The 16,561-nt window shown below is 59.6% G+C and carries 14 protein-coding genes; 8 read left to right on the forward strand and 6 right to left on the reverse strand.

Annotation, left to right across the window (positions count from 1 at the left end; genetic code table 11):
- Positions 1-240: 240 nt before the first annotated feature.
- On the reverse strand, positions 241-2,643 hold the full coding sequence (locus IH944_06375; GenBank protein MCH7904178.1) for an extracellular solute-binding protein: 2,403 nt from the start codon (positions 2,641-2,643) through the stop codon (positions 241-243).
- Between the two features lie 176 nt (positions 2,644-2,819).
- Between IH944_06375 and recA the strand changes: the two genes are divergently transcribed.
- The 7 genes from recA to IH944_06410 all read left to right on the forward strand — a co-directional run bounded on the left by recA (position 2,820) and on the right by IH944_06410 (position 10,651).
- Positions 2,820-3,869 (forward strand): recombinase RecA, encoded by a 1,050-nt coding sequence (gene recA / locus IH944_06380; GenBank protein ID MCH7904179.1) that lies wholly within the window; start codon positions 2,820-2,822, stop codon positions 3,867-3,869.
- The gene (locus tag IH944_06385; protein ID MCH7904180.1) at positions 3,866-4,327 is read left to right on the forward strand and encodes a regulatory protein RecX; all 462 of its coding nucleotides are present in this window, start codon (positions 3,866-3,868) and stop codon (positions 4,325-4,327) included. Before recA ends, IH944_06385 begins: the two co-directional genes overlap by 4 nt.
- A gap of 95 nt (positions 4,328-4,422) precedes the next feature.
- The gene (locus IH944_06390) at positions 4,423-5,193 is read left to right on the forward strand and encodes a TIGR00282 family metallophosphoesterase (protein MCH7904181.1); all 771 of its coding nucleotides are present in this window, start codon (positions 4,423-4,425) and stop codon (positions 5,191-5,193) included.
- Positions 5,194-5,357: 164 nt separating this feature from the next.
- A complete protein-coding gene (locus tag IH944_06395; protein ID MCH7904182.1) occupies positions 5,358-6,134 on the forward strand; it encodes a hypothetical protein in 777 nt (258 codons plus the stop codon).
- A gap of 56 nt (positions 6,135-6,190) precedes the next feature.
- Positions 6,191-6,988, forward strand: a complete 798-nt coding sequence (locus IH944_06400; GenBank protein MCH7904183.1) for a phosphatidate cytidylyltransferase — start codon at positions 6,191-6,193, stop codon at positions 6,986-6,988.
- 7 nt (positions 6,989-6,995) lie between these two features.
- On the forward strand, positions 6,996-7,973 hold the full coding sequence (locus IH944_06405) for an ATP-binding cassette domain-containing protein (GenBank protein MCH7904184.1): 978 nt from the start codon (positions 6,996-6,998) through the stop codon (positions 7,971-7,973).
- A 68-nt stretch (positions 7,974-8,041) separates the two neighbouring features.
- On the forward strand, positions 8,042-10,651 hold the full coding sequence (locus IH944_06410) for a valine--tRNA ligase (GenBank protein MCH7904185.1): 2,610 nt from the start codon (positions 8,042-8,044) through the stop codon (positions 10,649-10,651).
- Here IH944_06410 and IH944_06415 read toward each other — a convergent pair.
- The 5 genes from IH944_06415 to IH944_06435 form a co-directional block, all read right to left on the reverse strand.
- Complete coding sequence (locus IH944_06415; GenBank protein ID MCH7904186.1) at positions 10,620-11,492, reverse strand: MBL fold metallo-hydrolase; 873 nt, start codon at positions 11,490-11,492, stop codon at positions 10,620-10,622. The two genes, IH944_06410 and IH944_06415, sit on opposite strands and share 32 nt — an antisense overlap.
- Positions 11,476-12,849 (reverse strand): ComEC/Rec2 family competence protein, encoded by a 1,374-nt coding sequence (locus tag IH944_06420; protein MCH7904187.1) that lies wholly within the window; start codon positions 12,847-12,849, stop codon positions 11,476-11,478. The genes IH944_06415 and IH944_06420 overlap by 17 nt, the downstream gene beginning before the upstream one ends.
- Before the next feature lie 5 nt (positions 12,850-12,854).
- A complete protein-coding gene (locus tag IH944_06425; GenBank protein ID MCH7904188.1) occupies positions 12,855-13,154 on the reverse strand; it encodes a DUF721 domain-containing protein in 300 nt (99 codons plus the stop codon).
- Positions 13,151-14,260, reverse strand: a complete 1,110-nt coding sequence (gene recF / locus IH944_06430; GenBank protein ID MCH7904189.1) for a DNA replication/repair protein RecF — start codon at positions 14,258-14,260, stop codon at positions 13,151-13,153. Before recF ends, IH944_06425 begins: the two co-directional genes overlap by 4 nt.
- 218 nt (positions 14,261-14,478) lie before the next feature.
- Complete coding sequence (locus tag IH944_06435; protein MCH7904190.1) at positions 14,479-15,222, reverse strand: RDD family protein; 744 nt, start codon at positions 15,220-15,222, stop codon at positions 14,479-14,481.
- Positions 15,223-15,245: 23 nt separating this feature from the next.
- Between IH944_06435 and IH944_06440 the strand changes: the two genes are divergently transcribed.
- A complete protein-coding gene (locus tag IH944_06440; protein ID MCH7904191.1) occupies positions 15,246-16,556 on the forward strand; it encodes a DUF58 domain-containing protein in 1,311 nt (436 codons plus the stop codon).
- The last annotated feature ends 5 nt before the right edge of the window (positions 16,557-16,561 follow it).

The raw sequence follows: 16,561 nt of genomic DNA on the forward strand, positions 1-16,561 counted from the left end.
TTCTTCCAAGTCGTCCGCTTTGCCGTCGCCTGGTCGTCGCCCCATAGTCGCTCTTGTTCAACGTTCAGGATTACGCCCAAGCCGATTGGACGGGGGCGAGATGCGGACTCGAAATCGTGCTGCGAGAGCCGTCCCGTCAACCGCGCTCCTTTCCTTCGATCCGCTCAGGACAGGCTCGCTCAGGATGACGGTTGAGGGGACTAGGCGAAGCACTCTGCATTCAGCACTCAGCACTCTACACTAACCCTTCGCCGCCGTGAACTTCAGCGACGTCAGGTACCGAATCTGCACGACCGTGAAGCCGACGAGGATCGCGCCCATCACCCACGCCGCGGCGGTCGCGTAGCCGAACTTGAGGAACACGAACGCGTTGGTCCACACCTCGAAACCGACCGTGTGCGTTGCGTGCAGCGGCCCGCCCGCCGTCAGCACGAAGATGTTCTCCATCGCCTTGAACCCGGCGATGAACACGCCCAGCAGGTTGATGAGCATCAGCGGCTTGAGCCCCGGCAGGGTGATGTACCGGATCTTCTGCCGCCAGTTCGCGCCGTCAATGTCTGCAGCCTCGTACCGCTCGTCTGGCACGTTCTTCATCGCGGCGAGGTATAGGATCGAACCCGGCCCCGCACCAGCCCAAATGCCCGGCAGCACGACAGCGAACATCGCAAGCGACGGATCGCCGAGCCAGTCGTGCGTGAGCGGAACCGCCGCGCCTGTCAGGTTGTTCCACGCGTTGATGAAAGGAGAAACAAGCCCGTTGATCACGCCCGCCTCGCTACGGTCGTACAGCTGCCGCCAAAGAAAAGCGATCACGATTGGGCTGGTCATCGCCGGCAGGAAGAACAATGTGCGGAAGAACACTTTCCAGCGCGGAATCTCGTTCAGACCAATCGCCAAGAAGACCGGTATCAGGAACCCGATCAGGATCGTCAGACCGACGTAGACGAAGCTGTTGCCGATCGACTTCCAGAACAACTGCTCGTTGAATACGGCGATGAAGTTGTCCAGCCCGACCCACGTCGTCTCGCCCATGATCCGGTAATCCTGGAACGCGATCACAAGCCCGTGCATCAGAGGCCAGTACGACCAGACGAACACGCTCAAGCAGGCTGGAATGAGCGCAAAAACGAGGAATCGCAGCCGCCCGCGCCTCTTCAATCCTGCCGGAACATCGTGCGTCTTCGGCGCTGCCGCGGCCTTGCGCCAAGCCCATACGATCACCGCCAGAACAGTCAGGCCGAACGCGATCGCGATGCCGAGCGCCCACGCCCTGCGCGCGCGCATGATCTCAGCAGGCGTGTAGCCCAGCAGCTTGCGATCCACCTCCGCCGCGACCTCCGCGAGAATCTCCGATGCCGGCTTGTGCGGGTAGAGGATCGCTTGATCGAGCGCGCTGTCAAGCACGACGTACACCTGCTGGCAGTTGCGGCCGTACGGCTCCGGCTTGCCTGTGGAAAAGAGGTTCCGGTTCGCCTCGACGTACGCGGGATCGACGGCTGAGGCGAGGTCTTCGTAACCAAACTCGCTGAGCAGCACAGGGTTGACCAAGTGGCCGAGTCCGAGCTCGACGAACGCGTCGGTCTGCACGCGCGCCGCGTCCTGCCCGACGAAGAACTTGATGAACTTCCAGCACGCCGCGAGCCTCTCGGGATCCTTGACGTTGGCGTTGATCGCCCACATCCCTGCGTTCACTTCGTTCTTCCGTCCGGCCGGCCCCGCAGGCATCGCGCCGATCCCGATCAGAGCAGGGTTGAGGTCGCTGATGCTCAGCACGACGTCGTTCGTGTAGGCGAACCACATCGAGATCTTGCCGGACGCAATGTCTGCGCCGAACGATGGCGACAGCGCCGCGGCGGGGCCAACTGTGCGCCCGTCCGGACCGACCCACTTGTCGAGCGCAAGCTTGCGGAAGAAGTCCAGCGCGACCGCGCCCTCAGGCGTCGCGAACGCTGACTTCCAGTATCCGCCCCCGGCCTCCTCCACGACCTCGCCGCCTGCCTGCCAGACGAAGTTGACCCAGTGGTACGCCTTGCCGCCCAAACCCGAGCTGAACCCGAAACCCGACCGGCCGGGAGCGGACTCGGTCAGCCGCTGCGCGTACTCGTAGAACTCGTCCCAATCCTGGGGCGGAAGCGCAGGGTCGAGCCCTGCCTCCAGGAAGTGATCCTTGCGAAAGTACAGCGCCTGCGCGACCTGATAGAACGGCACGGCGTACACGCGACCATCGAAGCTGCGGACGACCTCCATAACCGTCCGGTTAAACCGGCTCTCTACTTCTGGATCGCCTGCGATCAGATCGTCGAGCGGGCGGCAGAACCCCTGCTCAACGTAGTTGTAGTACTGCCGAAAGTTGACGTAGAACACGTCGGGCGCAGTGTCGGCGGCCATCGAGATCAGGAACGAGCTTTCCGCGAACTCGTTGGCCAATTCGAGCCCGCCGGCGTTCACGACCCGAATACCCGGATTTTGGCGGTGAAACTCGTCGAACACCGCCCATCGAGCCAGGGATCGCGAATCCGTTGCCTCTCTAGGTGGGATGCCCTGGTACGGGCCGGCCATCATGCGGACGGTTATCGGCTTCTGGGCTAAAGAAACCGCTGTCAAGGCTGTGAACAGCACAAATAGGCTGGCTGCGCGACGCACGGTGAATGAAGGCGAGTATACGCACCGGAAGTAGCTGCCTGTGCAGCAATCCGGCTGCACTCAAGGCATAATGAAGGAACCAACCTAAAACAAGATTGGAAAATTACTTTACGTTAATGGTTGACAAATAGTGCATATATGTCTATACTTTGACCGTTTCGAGTAGGAGTATTACCGTGGCAACGAAGGAAATCAAGAAGGATCGCGCACTGGAACTGGCCCTGCAGAACTTGGAAAAGCAGTTCGGCAAAGGAGCTGTCATACAGCTGGGAGGCGACGATCTGCCGTCCGTCGAGTCAATATCAACCGGGTCGCTGAGCCTCGATCTAGCGCTGGGCGGCGGCATCCCGCGAGGCAGGATCACTGAGATCTACGGAACTGAGGGCAGCGGCAAGACGACGATAGCGCTTCACATCATCGCCGAGGCCCAGAAAGCGGGCGGCATGGCGCTGTTCATCGACGCTGAGCACGCCATGGACATCGAATACGCCAAGGTGCTAGGCGTCGACGTTGATCGGCTGTACGTCGCCCAGCCCACGACGGGCGAGGAGGCGCTGCAGATCATGGACGGCATGGTGTCCTCGGGCGCGATCGACCTCATCGTTCTGGATTCCGTCGCAGCGCTCGTGCCGAAGGCCGAGATCGATGGCGATATGGGCGACGTCCATGTCGGCCTGCAGGCTCGAATGATGAGCCAGGCGCTCCGCAAACTCGGCGGATCGATCAGCAGGACTAACACGGCGGTAGTCTTCATCAATCAGATCCGAGAAAAGATCGGAGTGATGTTCGGCAATCCGGAGACCACTCCGGGCGGCAGAGCCCTCAAGTTCTGGGCTACGGTTCGGCTGGAGATTCGTCGCGGAGAGCTCCTGAAAGACGGCACCGAGGCGTTCGGCGCCCGCTGCAGGGTCAAAGTCGTCAAAAACAAGGTGGCTCCGCCGTTTCGGCGAGCCGAGTTCGACATCATTTTCGGCAAGGGCGTGAGCCGCTCCGGCGATCTGCTCGACCTCGCCGTCGAGCACAACCTCATCACCAAGGCCGGGACGTACTACAACTACGGCGAAACCCGCCTCGGGCAGGGCCGTGAGAACGCTCGGACCTTCCTTGACGAAAACTCGGAGATGTTCACCGAGCTGGACGGCAAAATTCGAGAACTGCTCGTAACGAAGCCGACTAAAGTCAAAGTTGCCGATACGGCGGTAGTTGCGGCGAACGGCAAACAGTGAGCCAGTTAAAGCTGACTGAGTTCGACGAGGCCCTCAAGTCGGCTCTAACCTGGCTAGCAGGGCGCGACCGCTCGGAGCATGAGCTGAGAGAGAGGCTCAAGGCTCAAGGCTCGACCGCTGAGACCTCCGATGCCGTCATTGAGAGTCTCATTGAGCGCGGCATAGTCGACGATCTGCGCCTGGCCAGCCGACTGGTCGAGCAAGCGGCAAGCACCAAGGGCGTGCTACGAATTAGGCTTGAACTGCAGAAAAGGCGCATCTGCGAGGCGACGGCAAACGCGGCGCTGGACGCGCTGGACGGCCAACCTGAGCTTCAACGGGCGAAAGACCTCTTGAACGAGCGGTTTTCAGGTTCGCGCGAAGTCGGCCGCGCCACAAGATTACTCGCCCGGCGCGGATTTGCAGAGGAAGCTGTCCGAGAGGCCGTCGAGCAGCACTTCGAACTCCTGGACTCCTAGTCGGCCGGTTTCAACCTAGTGTATGCTTGCTCAGCCTCTGGCTCACCGTATTTCGTGACGCCAGTCGCACGCAGGCGGACTTGAGCGAATACACCATCCTGTTTCTCGGCGACATCGTAGGGCGGCCCGGTCGAAAGATCGTCTCGGAGCGGCTTCCCATGCTGATCAGTGAGCACAATCCGACGTTCGTCGTCGCAAACGGCGAGAACTGCGCAAGCGGAGTGGGGATCACTCAGGACATAGCCGAGGACCTGTTCAAAATCGGCATCGACGCGATCACTCTCGGCAACCACGCGTTCAACCGGAGAGAGGTGTTCGAGTACCTAGACGGGGACCGGCCGATAGTCAGGCCGGCTAACCTGCCTGCTGCGGCCCCCGGCAAAGGCGTAACCGTGGTTGAAAAGAACGGAGTTCGATTGCACGTCGTCAACCTGTGCGGCCGAGTCTATATGACCGGATACGACGACCCGTTCCCTGCAATAGACCGGATTCTCGAGGAGCTGGACTCGCCGAACGTGCTGGTCGACTTTCACGCAGAAGCGACAAGCGAGAAAATGGCGTTCGGATTTCACGTCGACGGCAGGGTCAGCGCAGTCCTGGGAACCCATACTCACGTCACGACGGCCGACGAAACGGTGCTGGAGCGCGGCACCGCGTTTATCTCCGATGTCGGCATGTGCGGACCCGTCCCCAGCGTCCTCGGCATGGACAAAGACGTAATTTTGCGGAGATTTCTCACATCCATGCCCACAAGATTTGAGGTTGCGCAACAACCTGGTGTAATCTCTGGGGTACTGATTCGCGTCGAAGGAACTACAGGTCGCGCCAAGTCGATAACTCGAATTCGCTACCCGGATCAGCGTTGAGGAATGAAATGAACCTTATCAGCAAACTTGCCACCATCGCTTTAGTTGCCGCAGTCGCAGGCCAAGCGGTCGCCCAGGACCTATACACTTCGACGAGCAGCTTGCCCGATCAAGGAATCTCGGTCAGTGCCTGGGGCAGCGGCACGATCGCTGAGACGGACGAAATGGCGTTCGAAGGTTCAACCTCAATTCGAGTTTCGTCCCGCAACTTCTTCCAAGGCGGCATCATCAGCTTTTCGACGCCCATCGATCTTGCGAGCGCAACAGCCGAATCGAGCAATATGCTTCAGCTAGTCCTTCAGGCGCCGGACGAAACTGTCACACTCGGTGGCGGCGCGGCGGGCGGCGGTCGAGGCGGTCGAGGCGGACTCGGTGGCTTGGGCGGCGGCGGTGGCCTTGCCGGCGGCGGCGAAGAAGTGGCTTCCTCTATCGATGCAGGACTATCAACAGTTCGCTGTATCATCACCACGTCAGATGGAAAGAAGTCCGAAGTTTTCTTTGATCTGACATCTGCACTGCCTGACAACAAAGGATGGATGAGAGTCGGCGTTCCATTGGTCGCGATTCGTGGATTCTCAAGCAGTAACAAACAGATAACTTCTTTAGCTTTTTCCGGCGATACGATCGGTAGCTTTTACCTTGGTTCCATCCACATTCTGAACGATACGACGCCGATCTGGGGCGAGCCTAATGTGCGAGAATTGAACCTGGCATTCGGTGATGAATTCGTGTTCTTCGCCAGCGCCTCTGCGGGAGCAACGTCACTGAGATACACATGGGATTTCGATTCCTCAGACGGTGTCGATATCGATTCTGAGGGCAGGGTGGTAAGGCGAACGTTTAGAGTGTCCGGTGATTTTATTGTTACCTTAACGATTCATGACGCGTACGGCCTTAAGGAGCCTTACAGCACAATAATTCTCGTAACAGTTAACCCTTAAGGGCTGTGTGTTTGTGCAGAGTTGGCTGTGATTGAATCGTCAACTCTGCTAGGTTAATGCTGACTCGCATCTTGACCGCGCTAGTAGCGATTCCGCTGGCGCTGTTCGTCATTTTGACACCCCTCAGTTGGCCGCTGTTGGCTGTGTTTGCAGCCATCCTGGTCAGCGGTGGGCTGGAGATTGCCCGGCTCCTCAACTCCCGCGGCTTGATTCCGCTCGCCCTTGGGGGAAGCCTAGTCGCGGTTGCAGCGATCAAAGCGCCGCTTGAGTTGGTCCCTTCCCTAATTCTGGGCGGCTGGGCGATTGGCACCATCGGCCTCGCCTGCAATCTTCAGGCAAGGTGGGTGCGCTCTGCGCTGCTCGGCGCCTGGCTCGGATCTGGTCTGCTGGCATGCTATGCCCTTCACGATCTCGTCCCAGTCGAATTCTTGGGTTATGGCAATGGCCTCGTGCTTGCGGTTATTCCCCTTTGGGTCGGCGACTCCGCCGCGTACTTCGTTGGAAAGGCGGTCGGTCGCCGACTGCTCGCTCCCAAGATCTCTCCGAGCAAGACGGTCGAAGGTTCGGTCGCCAATTTGATCGGATGCCTGATCGCAGCGTTTGCGATCGGTCGGTACTCGGGCCTGCCCTGGTCTGTGTCGCTGGCGTTCGGCTTGTCCACCGGCTTGTTCGGTCAGGTCGGCGACTTGTTGCAGAGCAAGCTCAAGCGCGACGCTGGCGTCAAGGACAGCGGAGGCCTGCTTCCCGGTCACGGCGGTATCCTAGACAGACTTGATTCCTTGCTTTACTCCGCGCCGATCAGCCTCTGGTGCGCGATCCTGTTTGCCAGCAGTATGTTTCACGTGAAACCGTAAGACTCTTATGATCGCTATCGACGTCGCCGACCTGGTCAAGACGTTCGACGTCACTGAGAGGCGCGATGGCGCGCTCGGGGGCCTCCTCGGACTGTTCGCTCCGAAAAGGAAGCGGGTCGAGGCTGTGCGGGGAGTCACCTTTTCGATCCCGAGGGGGCAAATAGTCGGTTTCCTGGGGCCAAACGGCGCGGGCAAGACGACAACCCTCAAAATTCTTTCCGGCATTCTCCGCGCCACATCAGGGAAAGTGTCGGTCCTTGGGTACTCCCCGTTTGATCGCGACCATCGTATGCTAAGGCGGATTGCGCTCGTCATGGGCAATAAGCAGCAGCTGTGGTGGGATCTGCCAGCCATGGACAGTTTTGAGGTCTTAAGGGAGATTTACGGCGTTCCGAACTCAGAGTATCAAGCGCGGCTCGACCTTTTGGTCAATCTGATGCAACTTGAGGGCGAGGTCAACACTCAGGTTAGACGCTTGAGCCTCGGCGAACGCATGAAATGTGAGTTGGTCGCCTCGTTGCTGCACGGGCCCGAGGTCCTGTTCCTCGACGAACCTACCATTGGGTTGGACGTGGTCAGCCAGCGGCGAATTCGAGGCTTCCTGCGGCAGTACAACGAGCAAACCGGCTGCACGATCGTCCTGACGAGCCACTACATGGCGGACGTTCAGGCGCTTGCGGAGCGTCTTATCGTGATCGACAAGGGAGCACTCGTCTTCGACGGCACTTCCGAGGAGCTGGCGGGTCGGTATTCGAACCGGAGAATCCTCAGGCTCACGTTCGAAAGTACGGCGGTCCCGCCTAGCCTCGGCGAGTTTGGCCAGATCGTCTCTCAAGAGGGCAGCAGCATCTCCCTATCGGTCGACAGGGCAAAAGCGCCGGAGACGGTATCGCGCATCCTCCAACAACACACGGTACGCGACATCGCAATCGACGATATCTCGCTCGATGAGGTGATTCACGACCTTTTCACGGGCCGCGAGTAAGGCTGCCATGTTTCACGTGAAACGTCTTGGTACACTGGTCGGCAACCTTTCACGACAGGAAAGCAAAATTGCAGGAACCGACTCTATCTTCAAAATACGACGCTTCTCAGGTTGAATCCAAGTGGTACGCAAGGTGGGATTCGGCGGGCCTGTTTGAACCTGATTCCAACCCCGGCAAGCCCACGTATACGATCACGATCCCGCCGCCGAATATCACCGGGTCACTGCATATGGGCCATGCGCTCTGCTATCCACTTCAGGATCTGTTCGGCCGGTACCGTAGAATGCGCGGCGACGCGGTGCTGATCCTTCCAGGCCAGGATCACGCCGGCATAGCCACCCAGAGCCTGATCGACAAGAAGCTTCGGGAGGAGGGCACCAGTGCGACCGAGATCGGTCGAGAGGCGTTCGTGGACCGTACCTGGGAGTGGCGCAAGGAGAGCGGTGGGCTGATCCTGAACCAGCTCCGGTCTCTCGGCTGCGCGTTCGACTGGAGCAAGGAACGGTTCACGCTCGACGACAGGTACGCAGACGCCGTTCTGAAGGTGTTCATCGACTGGTTCAACCGCGGGCTGATCTACCGCGGCAAGCGCGTCGTGAACTGGGATCCGGTGCTCAAGACCAGTGTGTCGGACATCGAAACGGAGCGCAAGCTCGTCCAAGGCAAGCTATACCACATCCGCTACCCGTTCGCTGATGGGTCAGGCTCAGTCACCGTCGCCACCACTAGGCCGGAGACGATGCTCGCGGACGTCGCGGTGGCCGTTCACCCAAAGGACGAGCGGTACAAGAGCCTAGTCGGCAAGACTATCACGCTTCCACTTGTCGAGAGAGAGATACCGCTGATCGAGGACGAATACGCAGATCCCGAGTACGGCACAGGGGCAGTTAAGATAACTCCTGGCCACGACGCAAACGACTTTGAGGTCGGGCAGCGCCACGACCTGCCCCTGCTCATCCTGTTCGACGAGTCGGCCAGGATCACCGAAGACGGGGGTGCATACGCCGGTATGAGCAGAGAAGAAGCCCGAAAGCGGATCGTCGCCGACCTTGAGGACCAAGGACTCCTCGAGAAGGCCGAGCCGCACGAGATTTCAGTCCTCGTCAGCGATCGAAGCAAGAGCTTTATCGAACCCCTCGCCAGCGAACAGTGGTTCGTCCGGCAGACGGAGCTGGCCCAGGAAGCCATCCGCGTTGTTGAGCAAGGAGAAGTTCGATTTGTACCTGATAGGTATACTGATGTCTACCTTTCTTGGATGAAGAACATCCATGACTGGTGTATCAGCCGACAGCTCTGGTGGGGCCACCGAATCCCGGTCTATTACACCGAAGACGGCACTGCGTACGCGGCTTTGAGCTGGGAGGACGCCCAATCCCAGGCAAGCGATAAGAAAATCGTCCGTCAGGACAACGACGTGCTGGACACCTGGTTCTCGAGCGGCCTGTGGCCGTTCGCCACGCTCGGCTGGCCAGAAAAGAGCGACGACCTCAAGAACCACTACCCGACCGACGTACTCGTCACCGCCAGGGACATAATCTACCTCTGGGTCGCCCGCATGATCATGATGGGGCTCGACCTCCACGGCGAAATTCCGTTCCGAACCGTCTATATTTACGCTACGGTGCTCACAGAGGACGGCCAGCGAATGAGCAAGAGCCTGGGTACTGGCATCGACCCGATCGAGATCATCGAATCAAGGGGTGCGGACGCCCTCAGATACGCCCTGTTCAACCAGACTGGGTCGAACCAAGATATGCGCTACGGCGAGCGCAGGATCGACGAGGCACGAAACTTCTGCAACAAAATCTGGAACGCAACCCGATTTGTTCTCATGAACCTGGACGGTTTCGACGGGAGGGAGCCTGAAAAACTCGAACCGGTCGACCAGTGGTTGCTGAGCAAGCTTGTTCAAACCGAAAACTCCGTCCGCAAGGCGTTTGACGAGTACGACATTCAGAGTGCAACGCAAGCGCTGTACCGGTTCTTCTGGACGAACTTGTGCGACTGGTACATCGAGGTGAGCAAGGCTCGCTTAGCCTCGCAGGAGGCGCGACACGTGCCGCAGTGGGTGCTGACGACGTGCCTCGACGCGTTCCTAAAGATGATGCACCCGATTATGCCGCACATCACCGAGGAGATTTACGCACATCTGCCGATCGAGGGGAAGGCGGAGTTTCTCATGCAGGCGAGCTGGCCCGTGCTACCTGATTCGTACCTGCAGCCCGAGGCGGAGGATCTCGTCGAATCGTGGATCGAGTCGACCCGTGCGCTGAGATCGCTCAGGGCCGACCTTGGGCTCGCGGCCATGAAGTCCGTGCCGCAGGCTCATTTTGAAGGTGATCTGAGGGGTGGCGAGGAGATCATCGCCGGACAGGCGTGGGTCGAGGAGCTCTCGCAGGGCCGACCGAACGGTAGGTTCATCTCAATCACGTCCGGCAGCGTGGATTTCCACCTTGCTACCGCCGGCCTCGTCGATGAGGCGACAGAAACGGCTCGTCTAACCAAACAGTTGGCCAGGTTCAAAGCAAACCTAGCGAAGGCTCAACAGAAGTTGGCCAATCCGAACTTCGTCGAACGAGCAAAGCCAGAGGTGGTCGAGAAAGAGCGAGAGGCGGCCAAGGAGCTGGAAGACCTCATCCGCAAGACTAAGGAGCGGATCGAGATGTTCGAAAGTTAGTCACCCGAACGAATTTGCCTTCTTCGAGGCGGAACGACACCGTGCCGACCGAGTCCGTACGCCAGACGGATGCCCCAGATTGGATTGCCCGCAGCACTGCCGACGGGTGCGGATGCCCGTAGACGTTGTTTCGACCAGCGCTGAATACGACGTGCTCCGGGGTTGTCGCCGCAAGCCAGAGCCGACTGGTCGCGCCCTTGCTGCCGTGGTGGCCTGCCTGCAAGACGTCTACGTCCCAGTCTATGCCCGCTGCGATCGCGCCCTGCTCGACCTCCTGGCCGGCGTCTCCAGTTAGCAGTACGGCCGCGCCCTCAACCCCGGCCATCACAAACATCGAGCCGTCGTTAGCACTCGTGCTCGGTGTAACATTGGGAGAGTACAAGTCGAGCCTTAGGTCGCCTAGTTCCGCCCACGAGTGTCCTGCAACAAATTTGAATTTGCCGACCGGCAAGCCGGACTGCCGCATGATCGAAAGCATTTTCTCATCGTTGCTGAAGTGTCCTGCGACGAGGACGCGACCGATGCGATACCGATGCGCCAATGCCGAAAGCCCGCCAGCATGATCGCCGTCGGGATGGGTCAGAACGATCACGTCGATCTTCCTGACGCCGAGCTTGCGCAGCGCAGGGATCACGATACGGTCGCCCGCGTCGTAGCCGTCGTGCCTCGGGCCGGTATCAACGAGGACGACCCAGTCCTCGTGCAAGATCACCGTGCAGTCGCCTTGACCGACGGACAGGAAGTGCACCGAGGTGCCAGCGTGCGATGACCTCTCAGCCAGTAAAGCCCCGAAAAGCAAGGCTCCCACGAGCAGAACAAATAAACTAAGACGACCTAACATACGGCTTCCAAATGAGTGCAAGGCCGACGTAAATGAACGGCAGCCAGTACGCCGACATGGCGGGGACAAAGACGCTGGCGTACGGAATCCGACCGAGCGTCTCGATCGTCGCGACAACCCAGCCGACGAACGGTTCTACCGCAACGGCCAGCATTCCGTCAGCAAGGGCAGGGAACACAAGCGATATGCCCCAGCACAGCAGCGATCCGCAGACGATCACGCCGAGAAGCGGTACGGTCAGTAGGTTCGCGAGCACGCCGACTACTGGAATCTCGCCAAAGTGGTACGCAAGCAGGGGCGAAACAGCCAGCGTCACGATGAAGCTCGACTTCACCACGCCGACGCCCCACTGACGTAGAACGTGGAGCATCGACGTAGGCTCAGCGTCGAACTCGCGCGGCATGAACAGCACCAGGCTGAGGACGGCGGCCGTAGAAAGCTGAAAGCCGACGTTTAGAGCCATCTCCGGTGCGATCAGCAAAGCGACGATTCCGGCAGCCGACAGCGCTGACAGCCCGTCGATCGGACGGCGCCATAAATACGCCGTTGCGAGAATTACAGCGGTAATCACCGCTCTCAGAATAGGAGGCCGCATCCCTGCCGCGCCTGCGTAGATCAGCAAGCAGACGGTGAGGATGGCTAGCTGCCAAACACGGGGCACCCGCGTTCGACCAAGCAGGAACATCAGCCCAAGCGCGGTGACGATCACGTGCAACCCCGACGTCGAGACGATGTGCGCAGTGCCCGTTGCCCGCAGGCTCCGCCAAAACTCCGGCGTCAGTTCATCCGTCGCGCTGAAGCACACGCTGTCGATGATGTTTCCAGACCGCTCGCCGGCGGCGCTTCCTATGAACCGGCGAAAGCTGTGCCGAACCCAAAGGCCGGCTCGCCAGAAAGGCAGTCCGCTCCTGATTCGCTCGAACGAATCAACCTTCAGCCTCCGCGATGCGCCTCTCAGTCGGCCCTGCCCCTCGTTGAGAGGCGAGACCTCGCCTACGACGCGCAACCGATCCCCCAAAGCAACGTCCGAGCCTAGCGGGAACCGCGCCCAATACCGAACGCCGTCTGCCTCGATGACCGCAGACATGCCTACCGCAGTATCGCGCGGCATCGTCAGCACGCTGGCGTTCACGGCAATCTGCTCTTCACGAACCTCCGTGGCCAAGTTCATCGGCGGACTCAACCACCAGGCAACGCCGGCTGCGAACAGAGGCAACGCTCGCTTCCAGTGCGCTTTCGGCAGCAGGGTCAGCGGGAGGACGAACAGAACGTTCCACGGGCTCCAAGCAGCGGCCGCCCCAACGCACAGCCCCGCGAAAACGAGCAGGAGAGGCCGATTCTCGAACTCATCCCGCATGGCGATTACTCTCGCTTACGAGGCCGCGTTCCGATCCTGATCTCCTGAAACAGCCCTCTCTCACCGGCGAGAGCGTTCAATCGCGACAGAATCTCCTCCTTCCGCATTGCCAGCTCTTGCGCCCAGGCCGAACCGGACGCAGTGACCCAAACAGTTCCACGATCGAATCGGTCCGGCTCGGTCTTCTCGGCGAGCAGCGTCCCGACCACCTCTTCCCACCTTCGCATCACCTTCTGCGCCCGAGCGCCTCGCAACACCTCGGCGTGCCCGATGGCCGTTGGCATGATGTCTTGCAGCTTCTTCATCGCTCTCGCACTGCGCCGCATCGTACCTCGAACAGTTTTGACCGCCCGATCAGTTCGGTGCCTGCCTGCTCCGGCTCGGTGCAGGTCAAGAACACTTGCCCACCTTCCTCGAGCGCCTTCGCCACCAAGTTCGATCTCCGGGATTCGTCGAGATCGGAGAACACGTCGTCCAAGAGCAGAATCGGAGGGACGCCGGTTATGTCGATCGCGCACTGCAGCGTCGCCAGCTTGATCGCGATCACCGCCGTGCGCTGTTGCCCCTGTGACGCGAAATGTCGTGCTAGCCGACCCTCGACTAGCACGTCCAGATCGTCTCTGTGTGGCCCACAGGTCGTGAAACCACGTTGGACGTCCGCCGACCGAGCCGACTGTAGCCTGGAAAGCAAATCATCGGAGTTCTCTGCGTCGTCTTTCGGCGCGTATTTGATCTCCAATGACTCGCCGGCGCTCAGCTGCGCATGGGCGGACGGCGCCGTTTGCTGCAATCGCTCGGTCCACCCTTTCCGAATCGCTCGAATCTTCACGCCGTGCTCAGCCAAGATCGCTTCGTAGGTCGCAAACAGCTCATCCGAGGGAAGAGACTCCTGTGCGGCTCTCAGCAGGGCGTTTCGCTGCGCTAGGGTCTTCCGGTACACCGTCAGGTGCTGGAGGTACGCAGGGTAGAGCTGTGCCAGCTCTGTGTCCATGAAATGACGGCGGTCCGACGGCTCGCCGCGCGCAATCAGAAGGTCCAACGCAGAAAACGACACGCTCGGCAAACGCCCGAGCACGTCGGAGGCACGCGGTAGAGACGCGCCGTTCAGTTTGACCATCTTCCGAACACCGACCTTGAGTTCGACTCCGATCGTCGTTCCACTGGGATTGATCTCCGCGTGTATGCTAGCCTGGCTGCGCCCCTCGCGAATGGCCAGAGCGTCCTTGGTCGCTCTGAGAAGCCGACCCGTCGAAACCAAGTGAATGCTCTCGAGCAGATTCGTCTTGCCCTGCCCGTTCGCGCCGTAAATGATGTTGCAGCCTGGGTGCGGATTGATCTCGGCAAAGTCGATGTTGCGAAAATCATCGACCTTGAGATGGGCGAGAGTAGAGATCGTCTCGGGGTTGTCCACAGATGTTTCCTATATCCTATCTATTTATGAGAGAACTTATTATTACTATTAGAGCCGGTTTGCGGTGGACAACGCTCATCAACTAAGCTCAACCCAAACCTGGCGAGAGAGAGCGATCGGCGTGGAGACGACTGTGGGTAAGGGAAGGACAAGTCAGGGCAATCACGTCCAATCAAAGCATCGCACAGGCTTACCCCACGCTTTCCACAGAGCAGTTCTCAGAACAGTTTCTTCTGACGGCCGTACTTCATGATGACCGCTTCCATCTGGTACACGGGATGGACGTTCTCGACCGGCAGAATGCCCTCCTTAGTGGCGAACGGTTTCCATATCTCCTCGACGCTCCGGATTTGCACCGTCGGCGGCAGCTGCGGAAATCGGTCGCAAAGCCTCTTGATCGCAAAGTATTCCTCGGTCGTCATGCTGTCCAACTCGCCGACCGTGTCTTCTAGCGGGTGCAGACCGTATCGGTGCGGCGTCGGCTGGAACTGGGGATTTGCGCGTGGAACGTGAATCACCAACGTGCCGGCAACGAGATCACCGAGCCGCTGCGACCGTTCATTAAGGAATATTGCCACTAACCCGACGATGTAAAAGCCCAGGAAATCCGCGATTCGCATCAGGTTGCGGAAGGCCGCACCCCGCAAGGTAACAGGGGTTCCGTCAGCGGAGACCACCTTGATCCCCATCACCTTCTTCCCAATCGTGAACCCGTTCCAAAAAGCCTCTTGAAGGATGAAGTAAAGGAAAATCGTTGCGAAGATGATGAATATCATCAGGCCGAGGGCCATCTCGCCGAACCCGATTACGGCGAGAAACCCCCCCGCGAAGGCGACTATGTTGAGAATGATGAACAGAAGGACAGCGTCCAGCAAGTGCGCTAGAATCCGACTCCCCAGTCCAGCCAGCCGGTAGCTGACGACCGCTTTTTCTGGAGTCAGCACAAAATGCTGGTCATTCATGCGAGAATTGTATCATCTGAACGATGATTGTGCCGACGCGCCTGTTTTGGTGGCTCGTTGCAGCCGGGATTCCCATGGCGGCGATCGGTATTGTCGTGCCTGGATTCGAGCGGATTCTCGTTCCGTGGAACATTGCGCTATTCGTGCTTTTGATCGTGACCGGCCTAGTGGCCCGAGGCTGGAACATCCTGCGCATCGAGCGGCAAACGAACTCGATTCTCTCCGTCCGAGTTCCGAACGTGGTAACGCTGAAGCTTGAAAACCTGACCGACACCGATCTCTATGTCCGCGTCCGGGACGAAGCGCCCGCTGGATGCACGACTACAAAAAACGACTTTGAAGTTCGGATCCCCGCTGCGCGCGAGGTGGAGTTGAAGTACACGGTGACGCCAGAAGAGCGGGGGTCGCAGGAGTTTCCAGGAACGTGGGTGCGGTACAAAGCCTCGTTGGGTCTGGCATGGGTTCAAAAAAAGTACGACAACGCCGAACGCGCCGCCGTCTATCCGAACATTAGGGCACTGAGCGAGTTCGACCTGCTGCGCCAAAAGGGGCGTCTCAGCTTAATGGGCGTCCGTCGTTCAAGGGCTAAGGGGCTCGGCCAGGAGTTCGAGTCGCTGCGCGACTACAACGACGATGATTTTCGACTCATAGATTGGAAGTCGACGGCGCGCAGGGGCAAGCTGGTCGTCAAGAACTTTGAACAAGAGCGCAACCAAGCGGTTATCGTCTGCCTCGACGTCGGCCGGCACATGCTAGCCGAGGTCGAGGGGCGGAAGAAGCTTGACTACGCGCTCGATGCCGCACTTCTCTTGCTGCACACTGCGGAGAAGATGGGCGATCAGGTTGGACTGCTGCTGTTCAGCGACGTCGTGGTCAGGTTCATTCCGCCCAAGCGCGGCCGCTCTCAGGTCGCAACGATCCTCGACACGGTCCACGCGATTCACGCCGAGCCGGTACAGCCGAGCTACGAGGGCGCGTTCGCGTACTTGGCATCGCGCTGGAAGCGCAGGTCGCTGATCGTCGTGTTCACCGACGCCGAGAACGAAAGTCAGGCTGCCGAACTATCTTCGTCCCTCATGTACCTGAATCGGCGGCACCTTCTCATGGTCGTGCGCGTTGCGGACCCGCGGCTCAGGGAGCTGTTGGAGCAGGATATTCGTAACCCAGACGATCTGTTCCTGCGGGCGTCTGCGCGCTGGTACTTCAACGACCGACGCCTAGCGGATAGAAAGCTCGTGGCGGCCGGGATCGGGAGCATCGAAGCCGAGCCGAGCGACCTTTCGGCCGCGCTGGTGTCGTCGTACCTGCGCGTGAAGGAGCTCTCGCTGATCTAGCGGGT

This window comes from Armatimonadota bacterium (assembly GCA_022563855.1).
Taxonomy (GTDB): domain Bacteria; phylum Armatimonadota; class Fimbriimonadia; order Fimbriimonadales; family Fimbriimonadaceae; genus JADFMN01.